The organism is Streptomyces inhibens (assembly GCF_003389455.1).
Classification (GTDB): domain Bacteria; phylum Actinomycetota; class Actinomycetes; order Streptomycetales; family Streptomycetaceae; genus Streptomyces; species Streptomyces inhibens.
Window position 1 is genome coordinate 1 of the sequence record NZ_QUAC01000484.1, and the last position, 22,929, is coordinate 22,929.

Genomic DNA, 22,929 nt, shown 5'->3' on the forward strand with positions numbered 1-22,929 from the left:
AAGACCTCGCCGAAGTACCTGGCCTCGACGGTGGCCACGTGTTTGACCAGGCCGAGGAGGTTGGTCCCGGTCGCTGTCAAAGGTCGGCGGGCGTCGTATTCGGACAAGCCGTCGAGTTTCCAGAGCAGCGCCTTGCGGTCCTGCCGCAGTCTCCCGCGCAGGTTGCCTTTCGCGAATTCATCGATCATGCGGCATGAGCCTGCCATGGGCTGCTCTTGGTCTCAAGATCCCGTACATGGTCCGCAACGACTGGCAGAGCCGAGGCCTGGCCATGGCCGCCGCCCTGACCTGCTACAAGTAGCTCGCGAAACTTGCCACGTGAGACAACCTCTTAGCGTCGCGGGGTTCTTTGGCTTGAATCACGTGCCCAAGGGGGCCGGCGCATTGTCTTCACAAGTCCGCTATTTCCGATTTACGCCATGGCCTCGTGGGTCTATGCGGATGTAATCGACGCGGACGCTGGGTTCGAATCCAGCCGCGACGGGGCTGGTCGCGTTCCAGGTTCCTGACGGCTGGGCCGGGCCTGTGTATCCCACGCGTCGAGCACGACCTGGCCGGGATGGCAGGTGCCGCCTGTCGCCGAACTGCCGTACTTCGTTGGAGTCCAGCCATGCGTTGAAGTCGGCTGTGACAACGGGCGGGAAGCCCGCTCCACGGCTATGCGCTGTTACGAACTCAGCGAGCACTCTGACCTGCTGGCAGCACACCGCAGAGGCATGCGCCCGTGCCACCGCCGCGTATCCCGCCGCCTCCGCCATACCCGCCCGCGTTCGTAGCCTCGCCGCGGACCCGCGTATGGGGCTGGCTGAAGCGTCTGCGCGGCCGCCGATCGGTCATGACGTTGCGTCGGTCAGCCATGGCCGATCCGTCCTCCTGGGATGGACAACCCGGATTCCCCAACCGGCCATCGGCCACCGGCCATGACGTGCGTCCGATCGGCCACGGCCGGCCACCGACCAGTGGGTGGGCATGCCACGCTTGGCTGAATCCGACGCGGTTCACCCGAGCTGGATGCCATCCAGGCACCAGGATGGGGCGCCATGAGTGCTGACACCCTCCGCCGTGTAGTGATCCTCCGCCACGCGAAGAGCGACTGGCCGCAGGTAGACGATCACGAACGTCCGCTCGCAAAACGCGGTCGAAAGGATGCGCCCGTCGCCGGCCGCTGGCTGGCAGGCTCCGGCATCACCCTGGACCTGGCGTTGTGCTCGACGGCTGCGCGCTGCCGCGAGACCTGGGAGCTCGCTGCGCCCGAGCTGTCGGAGAGGCCCAGGACGTCGTACGAGGAACGCCTGTACGAGGCGTCGCCGGGTGAGCTGATTGCTGTCCTGAACGAGGTATCCGACGAGGTCCACGACCTGCTGCTCATCGGGCACAACCCCGGGGCACAAGGTCTCGTCGACATCCTCGCGAGCGAGGCAGAAGATGACGCGCTGGCACGATTCCACCGTGGCTTCCCCACATCCGCGATCGCCGTACTCACCCTCAACGGCTCCTGGCAGGGCGTTGAACCGGGTGTCGGGCGGCTGGTTGCCTTCTGGGCCCCGCATGCCTAATTGACCTCCACCCTGCCCAGCGTGCCAAGCCGCTGCCCCACGCCGCGCCGGGTGCCGAAGGCCTTCCAACGGCACCCGGCCCGTCATCCGCTCGATTCACCGCTGCTGTCGAAACCCGCGAACAATTCGACGTGGCCGCAACGGCCCGGTGCCTCCCGAACTGCTGCCGAAGTGCTGCCCGTTCTCGTTCTCGCGGACAAAGCCACGCACATTTCCCTGGAGCGGGCGTGCCCGCAGCCGAGAGCAGTGAACGAAAGCGGCGACAGATCAAGCGTTGGCCCGCAGACGGCGCGGCCAGCTCGGAGGACAGCTCAGCTACTCGTGATCAGAGCCGCGCCCAGAGTGCCGACGATCAAAAACGGCCCGAAGGCCAGCGTGCTCTTGCGGTGTCCGCGCCGGGTGAGCAGGAGCAGAATCGCCACCGTGGCGCCGAGGAGATAGGTCAGAACGAGCGCGAGGACTGCGGCCTGCCAACTGCGCCACCCGAGCACCGCACCGAGAGAGATCGCCAGCTTCGCGTCGCCCAGCCCCATCCCGCACAGCGCGAGCACCGTGAACAACCCTCCAGCCGCAGCCGCGACGGTCACGGCGCGCAGAAGGCTCCCGGTCTCCTGGTGAGCGGATGCGGTGGTGAGCAACGCCAGTGTGCCGACGGCGGCAGCCAGCGTCAGAAGGTTCGGCAGTCGCTGCACCGCGCTGTCGATCAGCAGAAGGCCGGCGCCGAGAAGAGCGATCCAGTACTGGGTGGCGGCGTACCAACCGGCGGCGCCACCGGCCGCGACCACAGCGAACGCGGCGGCGGTGGTGAGCTCCGGCAGCCAGGGCGCACACAGCCGCGCACGGCAGTTGGGGCAGTGGCCGCCGGGCGGAAGCAGCCGCAGGGCGTGCGGGCCCCACGCCGGCACCGGCCGCGGTGAGCAGGCCGGGCAGGTGACGTCGGCGGGCTGCCCGGCCGGGACGGCGAGAGCGACGACGACCGGGCGCAGGGCAGCTCCGGCCACAAGGCCCACAAGTGCGGCCAGCAGCTGGCTGAGCATGTGGTGTCCTCTCGTGCTGCGCCGCCCGGTGCGCGGCGGACCGGGTCGGTCAGGCGGACTTGCTGAGCTGGGCCAGGATTTCGGCGGTGGACTCCTCCATGTCGACGCCCAGTTCCATGTTGAGGGTGTCGAGTTTCTCCGCGGCCCGCTCCAGCGCGTCCCAGTCGCCGAGGGCGGCGTAGGTGCGGAACAGAACGCGGTAGAGGTTCTCGATCTCGGGTGCCGCGTCCAGCCCCTTGGTGGCCGCCCATAGCGCGCCGCGGGGATCGCCTTGGGCCAGGCAGTGCTCGGCCAGGTCCGCGGCCGCGTCCACGATCGCGGAAATCATGTCCTGGGCCTGGTGCTCGGCCCAGGCGTAGCGCCGGCTGTTCACGCCGGAGAACGGCCGGCCCCGCACGAGTTCGAGTGCGGCGCGCAGCTGGGCGGCGGCCTGCGGGCCGGGGCTCTGGGCAGCTGCTGCGGTCAGGCGCTGGAAGTGGTGCCAGTCGGAGTCGACGGTGGGGGCCAGGGCGTAGCGGGCGTCGCTGGTGGTGGCGATGGGCGGGAAGAACGGGGTGCCGTCCTCGTCGGTGCCCAGCCAGCTCCTCAGGCGGCTCACCGTGGCGTTGCGGTACTTGCGGGCGGTGTCCCGGCCGGGCCACATCGCCTCGTCCACGGCGTGGTGGTCGAGGTTGGGGTGCAGCACGAGCCAGGCGGCCAGCTCGATGCAGGTCCGCTTGCGCTTGGACTCGATGGTGCCCTGGGTGCCCTCGATGTCCACGGGTCCCAGCATCCGCACCACGGGGCCGTCGCCCGCGGTGTCCTCCACCGCGACCTCGAACTCCGGCGACGGTTGCTGTGTCTCCTTCAGGAGCGAGACGTGTGCGTGTACGGCCGGGCCACGGTGCTGTGTCGCAGCCGAGGACGAGCCGGATGGTGTGGGCTCGTCCATCTCGCCTGTGGGGAGGGGAAGGCTTTCGCCGCCCTGGTCCTCGGTGTCGTCCGCAGCGGCATCCGTCTCGTCAGCTGCTTCGGCCGGCGGTTCGTCTTCGTAGAGGGCGAACTGGGCCATCAGGCTCGGCACCTGGGCAGGGGAGCTGGCCGGCGGCGCCGGGGGAGCGACGGGCACGGCCGCAGGCGCATCCGTCGTTGCCGTGTACTGCGGCAGATCCGGGACGGCCTTCGGAGTGGTGGCTATGGGCTGGGCGGCCGGGACGTCGTCCGCGCGGGTCGTCGCCAGCACCTCCAGCGCGTAGGCGTAATCCTCATCGCTGAGCGCCTGCACGTTGCACGAGACCTCCACCTCGGTGCCCGGCAGCCGCAGTGTCACGGGCCCGGCCGTCGTATCGGCATCCACCACCTGGGCCCCGGACGGGACGGCAGCACCGCTGCCGGTGGTCACCAGCACGGTCGCCGACCGCGGATAGTCGGCAACGACCTGCCGCAGCTCCTCAAGCTCCGTGCCCGCACCGTCATCGGCGCCGCTGAACAAGAGGTGCGGGCTCCACGCAGCGGCGGTCTCCTCCCCGGTCCGCGCGCGACGCAGACCAGGTGCGCCCAGGACGTCCAGGGCGCGCTGCTGCTCGGTGTGATGCGCCCGGAGAGCGCCCAGCGCGCTGGCGATGTCCGCGTGCTCGATGACCCGCTCGGGCAGTTCCTCACGCAGGCCGGGCGCCGACTGGCCGAGGGCGGAGACGGTGAGGTGGTCGGCGAATTCGCTGGCCGCCAGCTCCAGTGCCAGGGTGCGCAGCACCCTGTGCCGGTCGGCCCCTGTCAGGTGCAGGTGACCGGCGTTCTCCAGGTCGAGCAGGATCAGGTGGCCGTGCTCGTCCCAGCCGAGGGAGGCGAGCGTCGGGTAGGGGGATTCGACGTCGTCGGTCTGCTCCTGGGGCAGGAGTTCGCCCCCTCGTGTGGGGCAGGTCCACCGCTGCAGTGTGTCGGGGGCGGCGGTGAAAGGCGGTACGGGCGCGGCCGGTTCGGTCAGGTGCAGCACGATCTCGCGCGGACCGATCACCGCTGCCGACAGTGGCGGCAGTCCCCGGTCGGCGGCGGTGAGGTGGACCGCTGCGGTGCGCAGGGCACCGTCGAGCATGGTGGTGTCCAGAGCAGCTTCGGCGGTACGCAGATTCTGCTCGGCGGCGGCAGCCCCTTCTTTGGGGAGCGCGATACGGCGGCCGCGGTGCCGGCGACGCTGCTGCAGGATGCGCCGGGTGGCGACAGCGGACAGCAGGGCCGTGGCTAGGACACCGCCACCGATCGCGGCGACCTGGCCGGAGCTGACCTGCTCCGAGGCCGCAGGACGGGCGGGTGCGTGCGGGGCAGGCGTTGCTTCGGCGGGGGAGGGCGCAGCGGAAGGCTTCCGCGAGGGTGCCGCCGTCTCGTCCCGCCCTCCGGCCTTCCCGTCGGAGGCGTCGGGCGCAGCAGGAGCCGGCTTGGTGTCCTCTGCGTCCCCGCCTTGCTCCTGGTGCTCGTGATGGGGGGAGGCGGCGCTGCCGTTGTCCGGCTCCGGCGCGGGTTGTTCATGCTTGGGCGCCGCGTCCTGGTCGTGCTTGCTGTGCTCGCCCGGAGGACTCGGGGTGGCCTGCGGGGGCAGGTCGACGCGCTCGCCGGGATAGATCAGGTCCGGGTCGTGGATCGTGTCCTTGTTCTCGGCGTAGATGTCGGTCCACCGGTCGGCGTTGCCCAGCTTCTTGTCCGCGATGGCGGAGAGCGAATCCCCTGCGGCCACCGTGTAGGTCTCGGTCTTCGCCTCCTGCTGCGCGTCGGCCTCGGCGGGGGCCGGGGCGGCCGTGGCGAGCTGAGTGTGCACGCCGCTCGCGTCGGCCGGCAGGTTGACGACGGTGCCTGCGGGCAGCGTCGCGGTCTGCGGCAACCCGGGGTTCAGGGCACGGATTTCGGCGTGGCGGCGTCCGTCGCCGAGGTAGTGCTCAGCCAGGTCCCAGAGGGTCTCGCCGGTGGCCCCCACGGTGTGCCGGGGGCCGGTGTGTGTGGCCGCCTTCTGCGGCGTGGGCGCCTGCGAGGTGGAGGGGCCGGGCGCTGCTGTGGCGCTGTGGGCAACCGCGGTGGCGGGGGTCGCGGCGATAGCGGTGGCCGAAGGGAGCACCAGCAGGCCGCCCAGCAGCACGGCCGCAAGACGCTGTGGTGCGGCAAGGCCCCGCACGCGCGGTGCAGCACGGTGGCGCAGGAGGGCCGCGGCCTCCACGACCAGGGAGGCGATGAACCATGCCCACAGCACCCAGCACACCAGCGTGATGGCGGTGAACAGGATCTGCCCGTCATCCGGTGCCATCAGCGCGTCCCCGATGTCTCCCACCGAGCGCACGCCGGCGGGCAGCGTGCCGATGCGCAGCAGCGCGAGCGGCAGGCCGGCGATGAGCGCGGCGAGGGCCACCAGGCTGCCGGTGATGCGTACCAGGGCCAGCGGCCAGGGGCGGCGCGTGGGGGAGTGGGGGTGGGGCATGTCAGTCAGTCTCCGACCTGGTGGACGAGCTGGGCGGTGCCGTGTCCGGTGACGGGCAGTGTGGGGCGGCCGACGCCGACGAGCATGAGGCAGTGGTATGTGTCGGTCACGCTTACCTCCAGGCGCTTGCCGCCGCCGGAAACAGTGACGGTGCCGTCCACCCCGGCCTGGCGCAAGAAGTCTCTGGCGACGGAGGCGGCGGCTTCCGGGTCGACGACGATCTCCCCGCCCGGGATGGCTTTGCCGGCGTCGATCTGCTGGCCGCCGGCCCGTGCTGCGGCGTTGGCGACATCGTCGGCGTGCGCGGAGGCTTTGAGCTGTCCGCCGCCGTCCACGACGAGGGCCAGCAGACCGAGGAAGACCGTGCCGACGATGATCCAGAACAAGGTTGCCGAGCCGCGGTCTGCGGGGCCGTGGAAGCGGCGGAGGAGAAACCGTCGGAGGGCGGCGGGCAGGGGCAGCATGTTCACTCCGCGCGGTCGGCGTACTGGTCCAGCGCGCTCGTGGCGGTGGCGGTCAAGGTTTTGGAGCCGGGCAGGCCCGGGACCGTCAGCTGGGAGAGCGGGATGGTGCAGGTGACGGTGGCGGTCACGCTCGCGGTCTGCCCGAGCGGCGCGTTGAAGGAACTGGTGTCGATGCTGACGGTCCGGCTGGTGCAGTTGCGGTCGTCCTGGCGCAGGGCCGCGGTGGCGGCGGCGCGGCCGCGCGCCTGGGCGGTGTCCGCGTCGGCGGCCTGGGAGGCGGCGCGGGCCGCGGAGTTGGCGGCGTTGTCGACGCTGGAGTCGAACACACCGGCCAGACCGTACGCGGCGAGCAGCCCCAGGAAGGGCAGCAGGAACGTCACGCAGATGACGGTTTCCAGGGTGTAGGTGCCCCGGTCGTCCCGCCAGTTAAGACGGCGCAGCATCGTCATCACGGCCCCACGTTCCAGCGCTCGACCGGCACTTCGGCGGACTTGGTGACTCGCGGGGTCCAGCCGGGCACCAGCGACAGGCTGCTGCCGGTCACCGTCACACGGACCCTGTCGGCGGTGGAGCCGGACGCGGAGACCACGGGGCCCTTGATGAGGTGGACCCCGGCGAGCCAGCTGCGGGCACGGGCGGTGCCGTCAGCGGGGGATGCCTGGTAGGCGGCGCCGACGGTGGCTGCCTTGCGGGCAGCGGTGAGCGCGGCCTCCTGAGCCAGATACCACATGCCCAGCTGCAGCCCGGCGCACAGAATCAGCATGACCACCGGGGCGATGATGGTGAACTCCAGCGTCCCCATCCCCTCGTCGCGCCGCATGCCCGCGCGCCGTGCGCGCCACCGCTGCGTCCAGCTCCGCCACATGTCAGAACGAGCTCTTGAAGGTGTTCATCAGGCTGTCGAACTTGCCGTTGAACGCGACGCCGAAGGCGGTGGCGGCGACGATGAGGACGGCGCCGATGATGAGCTTCTCCAGGGTCTCCAGGCCGGCGTCGCTCCGGCTGCTCGTCATGCGGGCCACGCAGGTCAGCCAACGGTCGGTCAGCCGGGAGCGCAGGGTGTGGGCGGTGTACTTCATGGGAATTTCCCCCTTCGGTGGTGAACAGTTCTGGTTGGTGCCGCCGGAGCGGTCAGGTGCTGATGAGGGTTTGGAAGAACGGATAGCCGAGGGTCGCGAACAGCACGACGAACAGCACCGTGCCCGGCACCACACTCTTTTCGGAGTCGGCGTTGGCCTCGGCCTGGACGTCGGTCTGGAGCCGCTTGCGCAGGGCCTTGGCCTGCGTTTCCAGCGCCGCGATGATCGAGGCACCTTCACCGCCCGCGTGCGCGAACGTGTCCGCTGGCCCGGCCAGCTCGGGGACATCCAGCTGCTCGGAGAGCGCCTTCAGCGCGTCCCACGGCGGCATGCCCGAGAGCCGGGCCTGATCCAGCGCGGCCCGGATCCGCACGTAGACGCGCCCGTCGCCGACGGCTGCTGTCTCGTACAGGGCCCGCTCGGCGCCGGAGTGTGCACCGCGCTGTAGCCGGGCCCGCTCCATCAGCGAGGCCACCGCGTAGCGGTACTCCAGGCGCAACTTCGTTGCCTTGGACCGCACGTTGGTGTCGGCGGAGAGCCACATGATCGCCGCGAACATGACCGAGACGAACAGCGGCACCACGAACGGCAGCGGCACGCCCAGCAGCGCGGCCATGGCCAGTGCCAGCTGCGGCATGGCGAAGCCGCCCACCGCTCCGATGACCTTGTCGCCGACGTGCTTGGCCGGCGAGATGCCCAGCAGGTCCAGGTCCTTGCGCGGCACGCCTACACGCTCGCCGAAGGACCCCAGGACGCGCGTGCCGACCTGCTCGGTCCAGATCGCGCTGCGGGAAGTCCCCGGCGCATACTGCGCCTTCGGGGCCGCGGTGGTGTTCTCCAGGCGGTCGAGGACTGTGCCCAGGTCCGGGCGGGACGGCAGCAGTTCCCGGACCACCAGGAAGGCGCCGCCGCCGATCATCGCGCCGTATACGACGCCTGCCATCGACATCATCAGGCACTCCCCTTACCGGCTACCGCGGCCTCGGTCGGCTGGGCCCGCTTCGGATGCAGCAGCCGTGGCGGGGGCTTGGCGGCACACAGCCGCCGCAACCACACCATGGCTCCCACAAATACGCCGCCCATGAGCAGCAGCCACATCTGTCCGCCCAGCCTGTTGTAGGCGGACCCGAAGCTGCTGCCCATGGTGAAGCCCATGACCAGCACGATGATGGCTACCCAACGGGTCTGTGTGCGCACCTTCTGGCGGTCCGCGTCCGTCGTCCGCAGGGACGCGGCTTCTTCGGCCGTCAGGTCGGAGAGGGTCTGCAGGGTTTCGACCATGCCGCGGCCGCGGTCGCGGATGTGGGTGATGAACACGAGCACGACGTTGTCGACCGCACCGTCCTCGAAGTCGTCGGCGAAAGCGCGGTAAGCGGCTTCTGGATCGACGCCCATCCGCAGGCGGGCCTCCAGAGTGCGTACCGGCTCGTGGATTTCGGCGGGAACCTGACGCATGGCACCGCTGATCGCTGCTTCCAGGGTGTGCCCGACGACATGTGCCCCGGCCAGGTGCTGCAGCCAGCGGGCCAGCGCTTCCAGGCGCACGATGCGCCGGATGGAGGTGACCGACGGATGCCAGATCCAGGGGAAGCCGGCGACCACCGCGGCGGCCAGCAGACCCTGGACGGGCCGGGCCGTCCAGACCCACACCCCGACCGCCACGACGCCGGCAAACACGACGATCCACCGGTAGCGCTCTGCCCAGGTGCCGGGCAGCGACTCGCAGACCCGCTGCCACAGCGATGCCCGCTGCGGCCGCACCCGCTCCGGTTCCGCCGACGGGTTGAAGGACCGTACGGCCAGGACGATGCCGGCCACCATGAGCAGGCCGCACAGCGCGCCCAGCATCCCCAGCTGTCCCAGACTCATCGCCTCACCAACTCCATCGGCTTGGGCCAGCGTCCGTACTGCGCCTCGGTCAGCCACCGCTTGTCGAAGCCGATGTCTTCCAGTTCCTGCATCACCTCTCCGGTCGGCAGATCCCTCGGCACCCCGCGCGGGTCTCCGTCACCGGCCGGCGCGAAGATGCGGCTGAATGCGGGTTGGCTGCCTTCGCCGGGGGTGACTTGGAGGACGTCGGAGACGTAGCGGTGGCGGCGGCCACCGATCTGCGTCTGGTCGGTCTGCCGGATGAAGACCACGAAATTCACCGCGTTGGCGACGAGCTGGTGGGTGGAGTCGACGTCTTTGCCGGCGCTCTGGCACAGCTGCACCAGGCGGGGCAGGACCAGGCGCGGATAGTCGGCGTGCAGGGTGCACATGCTGCCGCGGCCGCCGGAGCTCATCGCATCGAGCATCGGCACGACCTCACTACTACGGACCTCACCGACGATCACCCGCGTGGACAGCATCCGCAGCGTGTGCGGGTACATGTCGGCGATCGTGATCCGCCCGGTCTCCCGACCATCCTTGCCGACCTCACCGTTGGCGGCGCGCTCCTCCATCGCCATCACATGCGCGGCGACGTTGGGATCCTCATCGAGGAACAGTTCGCGGTCGGTCTCCAGCGTGACGATGCGCTCGCCGGCGCCGACCTTGCGCACCAGTGCCCGCAGCATCGAGGTCTTGCCCACGCCCGCGGCCCCGGCGACCAGCATCGTCAGCTTCGCCGCGACCAGGCCCTGCAGGAACGCGCTGAGCGCGGGGCTGAGCGTGCCCCATTCGACGAGGTCTTCCAGGGAGGCGCTCATGACGCGGTGGCGGCGGATCGCCATGGTGGGCCGAGAAGTCAGCACCGTCGCCGCGACGCGGGAGCGGTCCGGCAGCCGGAAATTGACCATGGGGGTCGCGGGGTTAAGGACGCGGTCGCCGTGCCCGGAGCGTGCGGCGAGCCGGTTGATGAGCGCGACCAGGCTTTCGTTGTCGTCGGCCACCGGGTCGACGCGCTGGGTGGGCCGGTCGAAGTAGTCGACGAGGACCTTGTCACCGTCCACGACGATGTTCTCGACGCTCTCGTCCTCCAAGTACTGCTGGAGCGGGCCCGCCTTGAACAGCGCATTGATGATGGCCTGTCGGACAGTTTCCAGCTGGGTGCCGGACAGCGGCCGCGCTGTGCGGGCGTGCTCGACCGCCCAGGCCGATACGCGCTTGGCGACCAGGGAGCGGGCAAGCTCCAGCTGGTCGTCGGCGCTGAGCCGGCTCTCGCTGCTTCGTTCCTGTTCCACCAGGTCCTGCGAGACGGCGTCCTGCAGTTCCCGGATCACGGTCCGCGAGACAGGCAGCACACCGGGAAGCTCGGCGAGGTGGCCGGGGCCAGCGGCGTCGTCCTTGCCGAGCTGCACGGCGGCCTCCGGCGGTGGCGCAGGAGCCGGTGCGGGGGTGCCGCTGTGCTGGCGCTGTGCGAGCACATCTTTGAGCATCCCGGACAGGGGAGTACCTGCTCCGTTCACCGGGGTGCCGTTGTGGTTAGCCACTGATCGTCACATCCTGGCGCGGGGCGGTCAGCCGCTGCACGACACCGGCGACCACCGGCGATGTGACGGGCGGTGGGGGCAGCTGCATCCGCAGTCGGCGTGTGCTGGCGTCGATCTCGGCGGCGCGGGCCGCTTCGCGGGCGTGCTTGAGCAGCCGCATCGCGGACGGCTTCACCTGCCGGGTCGTGCCGTGGGTGAGGATGCGGGCGGTCTTCTCCTCCCACGGAAGGGTGCCGATGACCGGGATCTCCAGACGGCGGGCGACGTCGTGTCCCGACACGTCGCCCTCCTGCACCAGCAGCAGCCGCAGTGCGTCGGCGCCCGTACCGCGCTCAGCCAACTCCTTCTGGAGGGAACGGGCGACGGGCAGCGTCTGCGCGACGGAAGTCATCGTGTTGCGCATGACCAGCAGGACCAGGTCGGCGCGGTGCAGCAGTGGCCGCGGGTAGAGGGAGGGGTGGATGCCGCCCGGTTCGAGGACGACCCGGCCGGCATCGATGACGACGTCGTATCCGGCGAGCTGGTCCATGGCCTGCAACAGCAGACTCAGCGGCTCCCAGGTCTGAGCGAGAGCAGCGGCCTGCAGCGGATCGGTCAGGCCCGGCAGCCACAGCCGACTGCCGGACGCATCCATGCGCCGCAGGTGCGCCTCGAAGGCTTCCGCCAGCGCGCCTTCGCGGTCGGCCTGGGCCAGGTGCCACAGGCCGACTTCGCCGCCCCACTCGCCCATGCGATAGCCGGTACGGATGGAGCCGCCCTTGGCGTCGGCCTCGGCCAGCAGCGACGGCCGCGGTCCGGCCAGCGCCATGGCCAGGGATGAGACGGTGACGCCGCTTGCGTGTGCTGAGGTCAGCGCGATCACGGACATCCTGCTCAGCCCTTCGCAGCGAGCACGATGGCAACCCGGCCCGTGGCAGCACGCGCGGCGAGCTGCGCGCTGTCGGTGGAGGCGACGGCAACCTGGATGACGACGGCCCCCGAGGCGTTGGGTGCTCCGACCTTGACGACCTTCGCCTCGATCTCCTGCGGGGCGGACTTCGCACCCGACGTCGGGGCCGCCTCGTCCTTGCCGGGCGTGGAGATGACCTTGACCTGATCGCCGGGGGCGAGCGCGTCGGAAGGCGCGGCGCCGCGCTGGACCTCAACGGCCACGAGCTCCTGGCCGTCGGGAAGCGTCTTGCCGCCGTGGATCTGCGAGTTGGCCAGCAGCTCACCGCGGTGCAGGGGAGCCGTGGCACGCCTGCCGATCACGCTGTCCTTCTCGCTCGCCTTCACCGGCTGCAGTGCAGGGTCTTCGGGCAGCGCCGCGGTGGTCAGGTCCTCGGCGGTGATTTCCTGTCCGGCCGGGACGTCCCGGGCCACGGCCAAGACGTCGACCCGGTCCCCGGCACTGCGCACGAGCATGGAGGTGCCCAGGACACCGACGAGCGTGATCAGCACGCCGAGCACCAGCGTGGAGCGTTTGCGGCGCCGGGGCGCGGGGCTGGCCCCGATCGGCGTCTCGGGCCGCATCGGGGGCGCGGTGGTGGGGGCAGGGATCTGGGAGGTGCTGGTGCGGTTCATCGCGCCCGACTTTCCGTTACGAGCTGGTCCGCGGAACTAGTTGAGGACCTTGAGCTGGCCGATGCTGACCTGGGTCTGCGACTGGCGGGTCTGGGTGATCTGACCGGTCTGGCCGCCGCCACGCCAGTCGATGCTCCAGGTGGCAGTGGCGGTGACCGGATACTTCTTGCCCGGCTCGTCCTTGGAGGAGTGGCGGTAGCGGTACCCGCAGTCCGGCGAACTCTGCTTCCCGTAGGACGACTTATAGGGCGTGCCGGCCGTGGTGCAGGTGACCTGGTGGCCGTCGCCCATGTCCCACACGATCTGGTCGACCTTCGCTGTGGCGGTGACCGTGACTGCGCCTGTGGACGCCGTGGCCGTGTTCGGTCCGTACGCCTCCGGGGTCTTGGCGGTCCACATCCACACCGGCAGTCCCACTAGGCCGTGACCGCCCGGCTTCGGCACGATGCCGATGGCGGGGCCGCGTAGCCGCATCTTGTCCACGGCTCGCTGGGCGAGGACGGCGGGGTCGACGCCGCCCTTGGGCGGGTTGGCCGCCCACACCATCCTCGTAATTGAGAAGTCGTCGCTGTTCTTGTAGCGGCAGGTTTGTTCGTACACAGCGCCGTCACCAGGCTTGTGGCCTTCCCAGTCCGGGCTTCCCGCCGGAGGCTGGGGGGCCGCCTTCTTGTAGGTGCAGGTCACCGGTGAAGTGCGGCCTTTGCCGTCACTGCTGCTGCTTCCGCCCGTGTTCGTCTGCTGGCCGCGGCCGGAACTGCCCGGCTCCTTGGCTTCCACCCGGCAGGAGAACATGGTGCAGTCTGCACTGCCGGTACCGGGCTTCGGATTGTCCGCGGCATAGGCGTTCCCGGAGACGGTGGCAGCGATCAGGAGGGCTGCGGTGATGGCGGCGCCGCGCCGCCTCAGCATCGCCGGTCCTGGGGTTCGTCACGGGTGACGCGCCAGCCTTCGGGCCAGCGCTCGACCGTGGACTGGATGACGTACTTGGTCAGGCGGTTCGACGGCAGCGTGACCGGTTTCTTGGTGTCGGCCTTGACCGTTTTCCACTTTGAGATGTCCAGGCAACTGGAGATGACCGCGTAGTCCAGCTTGCCGTGCGTGACGACCTTGGTGACCGTCGGGTCCTGGACGGTGACTTGACCCATGAGCAAGAGGCCACGGCCGTGGGCGCGCTTCGCGTCCTGCTCGGCGTTCTTCAACGCGGCGGATGCGGCGTACTGCTTGAGCTTCGCGCTCTTGCCGCTGCGGTCGGCGTAGAGCTTCTCCACCTCCTTCCAGTAGGACTGGTAGGTGGCGATGGCGTCCTTCTTGGCGGTCTCGGTGGGGTCCGCCGACTTCGTCGGCTGGGCCGCCGACGGTGTAGGAGAGGTCTTCGGAGTGTCAGAGGCGCCGCTGCACGAGGTGACCGCCAACGCGCAACTGACCGTAAACAGCGCGATCATGCTGTTCTTGAGCGGACTGCGGTACCGGTCCCGGCTCCGTGCGGTTCGCATCAGTGCTCCCTCCCCTAGGGCGCGATCTACAAGCAGTTTTGTGGGTCTGTTGCTGTGGAACGGTTTTCTTGATCACTCACCGCAAGGGCGGGAATGCGCCATACGAGTGGCCGGACCTGCACGATACCTGCGAATTTGCAGACCGCGAAGTCTGTTTTTGTGGGACTGTCAAGGCATCTCCGGCAATTCGGTGCGGAGCGGTAGCCGACTTCCCAGCGCGGGCGCCACGAGATGTGACGAGAATCCCGTTATGACACCTAGTCAGTGATATTGCCCTCAAAGGTGGCCTCAGCATTCCCCAGGTCGGTCACCTCGACCGTCACCGACTCCGCCTTAGCCCCCTTGGGCAGCGAGAAATGGAACGTATGGGTAGCGGCACGCTGCGGAGCGACGAAGCCGGTGTCGGCGGCGCCGGCCCCGCCCGGGATGTGGTCGGCTTCCTTCAGCTCGTCGCTGTAGTAGATGCGCAGGCTCTTCTTCATCGGCGTGTAGGGCAGATCCGCCACTGCCGCGGTATTGCGCACGGTCAGTTCCCCGGAGAACGTTGCCCGGCCACCAGCGGTGCCCTCCGGCCGGACGTGGTCGACGGTCATCTGCGGATCCGCCTTCCACTGACCGAAGGCCAGTGTTTTGCGGGTCTCCGGTGCCGGCCGCGGGTGGAGGACGGAGTCCTTGCGGGCAGCTGCCCCAGGAAATGGGCCCTCGAAGAAGTCGACGTCGCCGGTTTCCCCGAACATCGTCGTCGGGCGTGTGGTGATGGTGACCGGTTCTCCGGCCGCGTCTGCCGGTACCGCGACACCCACCGTCAGGGGGTAGGCCCCGCCGGGCTTGACGCGCGGCGGATCGTCGCTGATCGCGTCGGGAATCCCGTCGATGCCGGTGTCGGTGAAGACGGCTGCCGGCCGCCCCATCGCCCCGTACCGGACGGTGGGGGAGAGCTCCAGCAGCTGCTGAATCTCGCTGGTCTTGTTGGTGAGCGTCCAGGTCATCTTCGCCGCACGCCATCCACGTGGCAGGCCCTTGGCCCTGGAGGTCGGCGTCACCTTGGTTAACGCAGAGGGAGTCAGCCTCCAGGTCCCCTCTTCCGTGGTCACGCCCTCGCCGAGCTTGTGCATGCCCTCGGGCAGCTCACGCTTCACCTTCTGCGACGCTTTGGGCTTGCTGTCGCCGGCGGGACGCTGCTTCGCGGGAGGGCCGCCGGCGCACCCCGTCACCAGCCCCGCCACCGTCCCGAGAACGATCCATCCAGCCTTCCTCACTGCTGCCCCCTCGCATGCGACCACCAGGGCGCCGCACCCTGCCGGGGCGCCGATTGTGCCAGCTCAGATGCTCCAAGATCAGCCTCACGAGAGATGGGGCTGGAATCCGACATCGGTGGTGCCGGCGTCTTGGCCTCGACTTCTCCCTCGAACGTCCTTTGCGACCACCACTGCTCGGGTGCCGGTTGCGCCGGCACCGCCTCCTCAGGATCCGGAACGCGGCGAGAGGCGGCAGGCTCCGATGCCCGCGCATCCTGCTGCTCCGGCACGCGACCGCGGCGGGTGCGGCGGGCGTCGTCGATCAGGAGATCGTCAATCGTGCCGCGGCCATCGGTCTGGTTTCGCCAGCCGGCCAGCACCTCACGGAAGATGGAGCGGGCCAGCAGCCGGTAGGAGTCCGGGCACTGCTCCCGTTCGGACAGCCACGACAGATGCCGTGTGTGCGTGTGCAGGGCGATCATCTCGGTCACCAAAGGCCCCAGCGGCTGAGAGACCACGGCGAAGTCCGCGCAACGCTCGGTATGACGGTCCGGGAAGACAGTGACGTCGACAACGGCAACGCCCATGGACTCGGCCGGCACGCTGCGGCGCGCACGGCGAAAGAAGTTCAACATGTCTGTCTCTCCTCGACTCAGGCCACCGACGCGGCAGCGGCAGACGGGCGCAGCAGGACATCGGTCGGCTCGGGATCACCGAGGACGGGCGTGACGATCGGCGCGAACGGCCCGTGGACGCGGAGCTGTTTGAGGGTGGTCACTCCGGCCTGCAGGTCTGCGGCCGGTAGCAGACGTGCGTCCGCGGCCGCCAGGGCCCGCAGATCGTCGGTGCGCTTCGACAGCTGGCTCTGTGAGGCGCCGTCCAGTACGAGCAGGATCCGGGGGAAGCTCGGGTAGCGGGCGCGCCATGCCTCCCGCCGGTACCCGCCTGCCTTCGGGCGGCCGCGGCCCAGGGGCGGCTGGGGGATGTAGCGGGCGTAGCGGGCGTAGGCGTGCAGCTTCGCGGCCAGGCGGGCGATGCTCATTGTGGCGCGGTCGATCTCGCAGAAGAACGTCAGCAGCATCCGCTGCTGCTGCCCACCGTCGCCGGTGGGGGTGGTGTGGATGTAGCGGAGCACCGCGTCGGGCACCAGGAATGCCTCGTCGCCCATGCGGCTGTCGCCGTCGCGGACGCGGTGGGCGACTTCGGGGTCCCAGTCCAGCGGGCCGCACTCGTCACCGAGGCGCCGGGCGTGGGTCACGAACGCCAGCCCCATGTTGTTGACGGCCAGGGTGTGCTCCTGCAGCTGGCTGACAGCTGCGTCCTCGGTCATGCGGTAGGCCCGCGGCGCGAGCTCGCCGCCGCTCTCGACGACCTCGCATCCCAGCGCGGTGGTGTACCAGAGGAGTTCGCCGGCGCGGCTGGTGCGGCGGACCGATGCATCGACCAGGCCGCGGCCGTGGAGTACCTCCAGCTGCCGGCGGATGTAGCGGGTGGAGGTGGCCGCAGGGCGCAGGAGCTGGGTGAGCTGTTCGGCGGTCAGCAGCCGGTGGCGGTAGAGCACGGGCAGGATCTCCTGTCCGAGCTGGGACAGACCCCGATCGGTGGGGTTCAGGAAGCGTGGGCGTGGCATCGGAAGCCTTTCTGCGGGAGGGGTCAGACGGGGCGGAGCGTGCGGACCACGTCGCCGGAACTGTGGCCGGACGGGCGCGGTGGTGGTGTCCGGCGGGTGGTGAGGTGGGCGAGGATCGCGTCGTCCAGGCCGCGCTGGGTGGCGAGGATTTCGCCGACCGTGCGGCGGTCCAGGTTCTTGTCGATCGCCGCATCCAGGGCCGGCAGCCCCGCTTCGTTGCGGTAGTCGGCGTAGACCTCATCCACCGGGACGCCGCGGACCCTGAAGGGCGTGGTGCGCTTGCCGCGGAGCATGACCGACTGGATGTACTCGTACTTGTCCAGGCCCAGGACCGTCTCCGCGTCGATGCCCGGCAGGCGTTTGGCCACGAAGCCGGCCTCGTCGAAGTCTGCGGCCGTCGCCGACAACAGCGACTGGTTCTGCATGAGGGCGGCCCGGGTCTCGTTGGACAGCCGCATCGCCATCTGCGTCATCCCCATGAAGCGCACCTCAAATTTCCGCAGCTGTTCCAAGATCTTGGCGATGTGGCCGTGGGAGGCTCCGTCGACTGCGGTCAGCTCGTCCGCCCACGCCCAGAACGTCGCCAGGTCCTCGACCGGGGTGTCGATGCGGGAGGCGCCCGCCCGGAACAGGTCGAACAGCAGCAGCGCGGTGACCAGCTCGTCGCTCTCTCCGGTCCCGGACGGGCACACGAACACGACCTGCCGCTCATCCATCGCCCGCCGCACGTCATACGCCGACCGGGGCGAACCCAGGAACGCCTTCAGGGACAGCGAGTTGTCGAGCCGGTAGAGGGCGTTGGTCACCGGGTTGACGGCGGAGGATTCCAGGTTGGGGAAGGACTTGCGCCAGAAGACGGCTTCACCCGGACCCAGGACCGACAGTGCCGTCTCACGCCATTCCTCGTCCTCCAACAGCGTCTTGATCTGGAAGATGGTCGGCTGCAGCTCCGGATGCCCCGTGCTCACCATGTGGTGAGAGAGGTGAGCAAGCGTGCGTGCCGCGCTGGACAGGATCGTCCTCGCGCGAGTGGCGTTCTCCCCCCAGGCATGGGCCGAGGCAATCGCCCCCACCACGGAGCCGACGACGTCCTGGACCTCCTCGATGACCCGGCCCTCCATCGAGAGCGCGTTCCAACACGCCATCCGATCGTCCATGGCCGGGCGGGCCAGGTTGATCTCCCACACCCGGCCAGCGGCCGCGGGGTGCGCCAAGTAGGGGCGGGCCCGCTGCCACGCCGCACCGTGCGGGTCGAGGAACCAGGCCCCGTCGCCGGCATAGGCACGGGCCAAGCACTCCACGAGCGCCTTCTCCGTCTTCCCGAACCCCGACTTTCCGTAGGAGGCACCGAAGAGCACATCTTTCGCGTAGGCGCCTGCCAGCCGCTCGTTGCCGTCGGGGCCCGTCACCCGGCCCAGCGGCAGGACATCACGCTGCCCGGTCCAGGTCGGCAGTGCGGCCGGCGCCGGCGGAACCACCCCGCCGCAGCGGGTCACATTGGGTGCGTCGCAGCGGGCGGTGGGCGGCTTGAGCAGCCCGGCGATCTCCTGCCACGTCACCCACTGCCGACGGGCGGGCGCGAAGTCCCCCCGTTCCAGCCTTCGGTCGAAACGGTGCCGCAGCCACCACGTATTTGAATACCGACGCCACGGGCCCCACTTCGGGCCGACCGGCACGAACCGGTTCTCTCCGCTGAATGCCTCCATCGCCGCCAGCATCTGATGCAGGCGAGCCTGCGCCTGCTGCGGATGCCGGGCCACACAACGCACCAGCACCTGCACGGCGAACACCTGCGCATCCGCACCGGGCGTGAACTTCCCTACCCCCTCGGACAGGTCACTCTGCCGCGGCACCCGCGCCGCCCGCTTGGCACCTCCACCCGCGGAGACGCCCAGGCCGTCGCGCAGGACTTCCATCACGCCGCCCGCGCAGCCGCCCCCGCCGAGCTGCTCTCCGAACGCAGACGGCCCGCGCCGGGTAGCGCGACGCATCAAGGCACGGCGCCGCCGGGCCACCTGTCGGCCGGGCACTGGGACCAGGTCGACGACCAGCTCGGCCGCTTCACCAGCCTCGGTGCGCACCTGGGCGAACACGGCCGCCAAGTGCTCCAAAGGGTCGGGGTCCAGCCCGGCCTTGCCCAGCGGGCGGTGATCCGGCCCGGCCAGCACCAGCTCGGCCCGCGCCACGTAACGCGGCCCGTCGACGCTGCTGTCCTTGGCGGCGGGCTTGGTCAGGTTGACGGTGCTCACCACGAACCACCCCGCTTCAGCGGCGCAGCATCAACGAACCGGATGCGCCACCGTCGCTCGGAGGGAGCACGAGGAGCGACAACTTCGACCCGCCGGTACCCAGATTGCCGCAACACTCCAGCCGACCGCTCCGGCCCCTCCCACCAGTAGTGCAAACGCCCCTCCTCACCTGCCACGACCCGTACACGCACCGCGGCCGCGCGCCGGGGAAGCATCCCGCTCGCCGAACGCACACTGGCCAGCCGGCCCGCCACGCGACCCACCTCCAGCAACTCCGGGTCGAACGGGGCCGCCGGCACCAGCTCCACCCGCGTACGGCCGGCAAGCTCGCGCACCGCCCGCCGGCGCCCCCACACCGCGACTGCAACCCACACACCCACAGCCGCAAGGCCAACAAGGACGATCCACCACAGGCTCGCCAGACCGGCCTCCACCAGCGCCCACAGCCAGTGCCCCGCCTCCGACGTACGCGGCAGGATGCCGGTCACCACAGTTCCCGCTGGCTCGTCGTGACTCCCTGCGGATTCATCTGTGCCTCCTCGCCGGGCGGCACACCTTGCCGCCTCAATACAGAGAAGGGAGTCGAATCCCTCTCGATGTGACACCCGGGCTCGTCTTTTTCTCCCTTCGCTGGGCGAGCGGCCCCGCACGGATCGCCGACTGCACCGGTGATGGCCGGACAAGGGGCGAGCATGAAGCGCCGACCGAGCCGGGCCATGCACTGCCGGCTGCTTTCGCTCGTACGCTCGTGAGAGGCCGCACCAGCGGTGACCTCGAAGAATTGGAAGAGCTTTGATTCCCCACGTGGCGATGGCGTTCGTGTCGGCTGCCTGGCTGATCGCGGCGGTCGTCTTGCGCAAAGCGGCGGTGGGCTGTTGGTGGCTCAGCCATCCCCGCGTCGTGTGGGTTCTCCTTGCCGGTGCCGTGGCCCTTCTCTTGTGGAACCTGGCTCAGCTGCTTCCCCTTGGCGGATCGGCCCTCAGCCCTGTGAGAATCGCGGTGTTCCTGTTTCTGATCGCTGTCGAAACGCTGATGATCTCCCTGCCGGGCGTTCGCCGGCGTCGCCGTCGGCAGACGCGCTGAGCGCCCACCTCCACCACCAGCACGGTGAGTAGAGGCGGTCCGACGAGCCCTGGGGCGGACAGAGACGTCCGTCATCCCGGGGCGGCTCCCTTGGAGGTTTGTCGCGGCAGCGGATGTGGCCGTTCTTGCGTTGCGCAGGGAGGCGTCGTCCGCAGAGTGGCGGGTGGGTACCCAGCTTGGCTGGCTTCAGACGGTTCCTTTACGGAAGTTCGTTCGAGTGTGGATCTGTGCTCCGTAGCTCTCCTCGTTGGCGGAGGGGTGAAGTCTGGTGGGTGAGCGCCGAGCGGCCCGGCGACCGCGTGAAGATCTGCGACTTCGGTATCGCCAATACCGCGGACGCCACCTCCGCGTTGACGACGACCGGACATGTACTAGGAGCAATGGATGAGGCGTGCGTTCAGCGGGTGGTCGGGGGCGTGAGCTGTGAGGGTGGTTCCCGGCTCGGCTCCAGCGCGGCGCTCCCGCGCCGGATGGGGCGGGCGGGCATGTTATGAGAGGTGAAAGGCGCATGGCAGCGGGAATGGTTTCGATATTCAGGCGGACTGCTGCTCGCCTCGGCGTGCCTGGCTGTCGGTTTCTGGGCCGTGGTCACGTTCATCAGCGGCGACCTGACGACGTCCGACAAGGTGGGTGTGTTCGGGCTGTTAGTCGCGCTGTTGCCTGTGTCCGGTGCGGCGGCGAAGATGCTCAAGCCGTCGTCCGAGGTCGACCTCGTCCAAGCGGCACGGAAGCTTGCCGAAGTGGTGGAGGCAAGTGAATTGGCGCAGCGCACCCGGTTGCTGGGCGGCGACAACCAGCCCATCGACGTCGCCTTCACTTTCTGCGCTGCTCCGTCCCGGGTAGCTGTTGGTGCGGCGCCCACCGGTCGTCTGAGCGAGATCAGGGACTACTACCGTCGCCTTCAGCCCCGGCGGCTGCTTATTACTGGGGCCGCGGGGGCGGGTAAAACTGTCCTGGCCGTCGAACTCATGCTGAGCCTGTTCGAGAAGCGGGAAGCTGGTGAACCCGTACCGGTTCGCATGGCCCTGGCCGGCTGGGACACTACCCAGCCGCTGGACGAGTGGATGACCGGTGAGCTCACGGATACGTACCAGTTGAGCAGGACGACCGCGCAGCGCTTGATTGACCGGCGCTGTGTCCTGCCGGTGCTGGATGGTCTGGACGAAATGGATGCCGAAGTAGGCGACGGCGGACCGTGCCGCGCTGCTGCAGCCCTGGCCGGCCTCAACCGGTACCAGGCTGGCCGTCAAACGGCGCCCCTGGTGGTGACCTGCCGGGCCGCCACCTACGACGCGCTGGCGGCGAGAGTTCGTCTCCTTGACGCAGCCCGCATCGACGTGTCATCCGTGACCGCTGAGCAGGCCCGGCGCTTCGTTGCCGCCAGGGTCTTGACCCCCGCCGATTGGCAGCCGGTCGTCGACGGCGCGCGTCAGAACCCGCAGGGAGCAGCCGCCCATGTGCTGTCCACCCCGTGGCTGCTGACCCTGGCGGTGACCGTCTACGAAGCCGAAGGCGACCCCATGGAGCTGCTCCGTTTCACCGACCCTGAGGCGCTGCGCAGCCGCCTCCTTGACCGCTTCGTGCCCGCCGCCCGCGAACTGCACAAGCGCGCAGGCAATCGCGACTACCGACCGGAGCAGATCGGGCGCTGGCTCGGGCTTCTCGCCCGCTACCTGACTGACAACGCCCGTGAACGCCGCACCATGGGCGGCCATGTGCTGTCCGGCACCGACCTGATTCTGCACCGGCTCTGGCCGATTGTCGGGATGCGTGCCCGAGCAGTCGACGTCGCAATCAGCAGCATCACCGGCCTGCCCCTTCTGTCTTGGCTGGTGTACTTGGCCATTGGCGATCACACATACATCCCCGAACTCATGGTCATGGCGCTGCTGACCGTCAGCTGGATCTGCGTTTCTGCCAGAACAACCTGGCCCGTCCCCAAAAGCGTCTCCCTCGGACGGCTCCGTACGCCGGAGGGACGGCGCGCCGTCGTCGGACCGGTCATTGTCGGCGTCATCGCAGCCCTCGCCCTTTCACTGGCCGACGTCTTGCCGTTCTTCCTCAGCCCTGGGTACTCACCTGGCTACGAGATCGTCGATAGCCTGATTGGGTTCTTCCCTATCACCCTGATCGGGGGCTTCGCTTTCGGACTTCGGCGGAATCTGGAGGCCGCGGCATCCAGCAAGGGGCCGAACACCCTTGTCCGGGCGGATCTGCGTTCGGGCATGAAGCTCGGCTTCAGCATTGGGGTCAGTTTCACCCTCGCGTTGACGGTCATAACCGCAATCGACCCACGTTTTGGGTCGTCCCTTACTTACGTGGCGACTATTGGAAGCGTCCTGGGAGCTCTGGGCGGAGTTCTCGGCGGGATCATCTGGGCCGGAGCCTGGCGCCGCTATTTCGCCACCTTGCTCTGTGCACGCGGAAGCCTGCCATGGCGCCTTGGGCGCTTCCTCGCCTGGTCCTCCGACGCCGGCCTGCTCCGGATCGCCGGGAACGCCTACCAGTTCAGGCACCGCGAACTCCAGGACCACCTCGCAAACGCCGAGGCGTCCAGAGAATATGCCATCCACCCAAGACGGAATACTGGCCCATAACGATGGCCGAACGGACCTGGAGAAGGCCAGTCACCCTGACGAGCGTATTCTCCAACTTCTTTTACGAAATCCGCACGCTCGCGCGAGA

At 69.3% G+C, this 22,929-nt stretch carries 22 protein-coding genes; 3 read left to right on the forward strand and 19 right to left on the reverse strand.

Annotated elements, in window-relative coordinates:
- On the reverse strand, positions 1 to 188 hold a 188-nt coding region (locus DY245_RS42925), incomplete at its 3' end, for a mycothiol transferase (protein ID WP_128512544.1).
- An 852-nt stretch (positions 189 to 1,040) separates the two neighbouring features.
- On the opposite strand from DY245_RS42925, the gene DY245_RS42930 reads away from it, so the two are divergent.
- The gene (locus tag DY245_RS42930) at positions 1,041 to 1,556 is read left to right on the forward strand and encodes a SixA phosphatase family protein (protein WP_128512545.1); all 516 of its coding nucleotides are present in this window, start codon (positions 1,041 to 1,043) and stop codon (positions 1,554 to 1,556) included.
- A 311-nt stretch (positions 1,557 to 1,867) separates the two neighbouring features.
- Here DY245_RS42930 and DY245_RS42935 read toward each other — a convergent pair whose 3' ends face one another.
- The 18 genes from DY245_RS42935 to DY245_RS43020 all read right to left on the reverse strand — a co-directional run bounded on the left by DY245_RS42935 (position 1,868) and on the right by DY245_RS43020 (position 19,649).
- A complete protein-coding gene (locus tag DY245_RS42935; protein ID WP_128512546.1) occupies positions 1,868 to 2,593 on the reverse strand; it encodes a prepilin peptidase in 726 nt (241 codons plus the stop codon).
- Between the two features lie 49 nt (positions 2,594 to 2,642).
- The gene (locus tag DY245_RS42940) at positions 2,643 to 6,032 is read right to left on the reverse strand and encodes a BTAD domain-containing putative transcriptional regulator (RefSeq protein WP_128512547.1); all 3,390 of its coding nucleotides are present in this window, start codon (positions 6,030 to 6,032) and stop codon (positions 2,643 to 2,645) included.
- Positions 6,033 to 6,037: 5 nt separating this feature from the next.
- On the reverse strand, positions 6,038 to 6,496 hold the full coding sequence (locus DY245_RS42945; protein WP_220378008.1) for a TadE/TadG family type IV pilus assembly protein: 459 nt from the start codon (positions 6,494 to 6,496) through the stop codon (positions 6,038 to 6,040).
- A gap of 2 nt (positions 6,497 to 6,498) precedes the next feature.
- Positions 6,499 to 6,939, reverse strand: coding sequence for a hypothetical protein (locus DY245_RS42950; RefSeq protein WP_244943622.1), 441 nt, complete (start codon positions 6,937 to 6,939; stop codon positions 6,499 to 6,501).
- 5 nt (positions 6,940 to 6,944) lie between these two features.
- Positions 6,945 to 7,316 carry a TadE family protein gene (locus tag DY245_RS42955; RefSeq protein WP_244943623.1) on the reverse strand — a complete coding sequence of 124 codons (372 nt, stop codon included), beginning with the start codon at positions 7,314 to 7,316 and terminating at the stop codon, positions 6,945 to 6,947.
- Between the two features lie 46 nt (positions 7,317 to 7,362).
- Positions 7,363 to 7,575, reverse strand: coding sequence for a hypothetical protein (locus DY245_RS42960; RefSeq protein WP_128512549.1), 213 nt, complete (start codon positions 7,573 to 7,575; stop codon positions 7,363 to 7,365).
- Between the two features lie 52 nt (positions 7,576 to 7,627).
- Complete coding sequence (locus DY245_RS42965) at positions 7,628 to 8,518, reverse strand: hypothetical protein (protein ID WP_244943624.1); 891 nt, start codon at positions 8,516 to 8,518, stop codon at positions 7,628 to 7,630.
- 8 nt (positions 8,519 to 8,526) lie between these two features.
- Entirely contained in the window at positions 8,527 to 9,444 is a 918-nt protein-coding gene (locus DY245_RS42970) for a type II secretion system F family protein (RefSeq protein ID WP_128512551.1), read from the reverse strand.
- Positions 9,441 to 10,934, reverse strand: a complete 1,494-nt coding sequence (locus DY245_RS42975) for a TadA family conjugal transfer-associated ATPase (protein ID WP_128512552.1) — start codon at positions 10,932 to 10,934, stop codon at positions 9,441 to 9,443. Before DY245_RS42975 ends, DY245_RS42970 begins: the two co-directional genes overlap by 4 nt.
- A gap of 46 nt (positions 10,935 to 10,980) precedes the next feature.
- Positions 10,981 to 11,856 carry a hypothetical protein gene (locus tag DY245_RS42980; protein ID WP_244943625.1) on the reverse strand — a complete coding sequence of 292 codons (876 nt, stop codon included), beginning with the start codon at positions 11,854 to 11,856 and terminating at the stop codon, positions 10,981 to 10,983.
- A 5-nt stretch (positions 11,857 to 11,861) separates the two neighbouring features.
- Positions 11,862 to 12,551, reverse strand: a complete 690-nt coding sequence (locus DY245_RS42985; protein ID WP_244943626.1) for an SAF domain-containing protein — start codon at positions 12,549 to 12,551, stop codon at positions 11,862 to 11,864.
- A 36-nt stretch (positions 12,552 to 12,587) separates the two neighbouring features.
- Positions 12,588 to 13,460 carry an ATP/GTP-binding protein gene (locus DY245_RS42990; RefSeq protein ID WP_181924110.1) on the reverse strand — a complete coding sequence of 291 codons (873 nt, stop codon included), beginning with the start codon at positions 13,458 to 13,460 and terminating at the stop codon, positions 12,588 to 12,590.
- A complete protein-coding gene (locus tag DY245_RS47375) occupies positions 13,454 to 14,044 on the reverse strand; it encodes a hypothetical protein (protein WP_244943627.1) in 591 nt (196 codons plus the stop codon). The genes DY245_RS42990 and DY245_RS47375 overlap by 7 nt, the downstream gene beginning before the upstream one ends.
- Positions 14,045 to 14,301: 257 nt before the next feature.
- Positions 14,302 to 15,270: a hypothetical protein gene (locus tag DY245_RS43000; protein WP_128512553.1), complete on the reverse strand. Its 969-nt coding sequence runs from the start codon at positions 15,268 to 15,270 to the stop codon at positions 14,302 to 14,304.
- Positions 15,271 to 15,299: 29 nt separating this feature from the next.
- Positions 15,300 to 15,917: a hypothetical protein gene (locus DY245_RS43005; RefSeq protein WP_128512554.1), complete on the reverse strand. Its 618-nt coding sequence runs from the start codon at positions 15,915 to 15,917 to the stop codon at positions 15,300 to 15,302.
- 17 nt (positions 15,918 to 15,934) lie between these two features.
- Positions 15,935 to 16,912: a replication-relaxation family protein gene (locus DY245_RS43010; RefSeq protein ID WP_128512555.1), complete on the reverse strand. Its 978-nt coding sequence runs from the start codon at positions 16,910 to 16,912 to the stop codon at positions 15,935 to 15,937.
- A 23-nt stretch (positions 16,913 to 16,935) separates the two neighbouring features.
- A complete protein-coding gene (locus DY245_RS43015) occupies positions 16,936 to 19,161 on the reverse strand; it encodes a type IV secretory system conjugative DNA transfer family protein (protein ID WP_244943628.1) in 2,226 nt (741 codons plus the stop codon).
- Positions 19,158 to 19,649 carry a hypothetical protein gene (locus tag DY245_RS43020; protein WP_128512557.1) on the reverse strand — a complete coding sequence of 164 codons (492 nt, stop codon included), beginning with the start codon at positions 19,647 to 19,649 and terminating at the stop codon, positions 19,158 to 19,160. Before DY245_RS43020 ends, DY245_RS43015 begins: the two co-directional genes overlap by 4 nt.
- A gap of 316 nt (positions 19,650 to 19,965) precedes the next feature.
- On the opposite strand from DY245_RS43020, the gene DY245_RS43025 reads away from it, so the two are divergent.
- A complete protein-coding gene (locus DY245_RS43025; protein WP_128512558.1) occupies positions 19,966 to 20,244 on the forward strand; it encodes a hypothetical protein in 279 nt (92 codons plus the stop codon).
- A gap of 497 nt (positions 20,245 to 20,741) precedes the next feature.
- Positions 20,742 to 22,841 carry an NACHT domain-containing protein gene (locus DY245_RS43030; RefSeq protein WP_128512559.1) on the forward strand — a complete coding sequence of 700 codons (2,100 nt, stop codon included), beginning with the start codon at positions 20,742 to 20,744 and terminating at the stop codon, positions 22,839 to 22,841.
- Positions 22,842 to 22,929 lie beyond the last annotated feature (88 nt).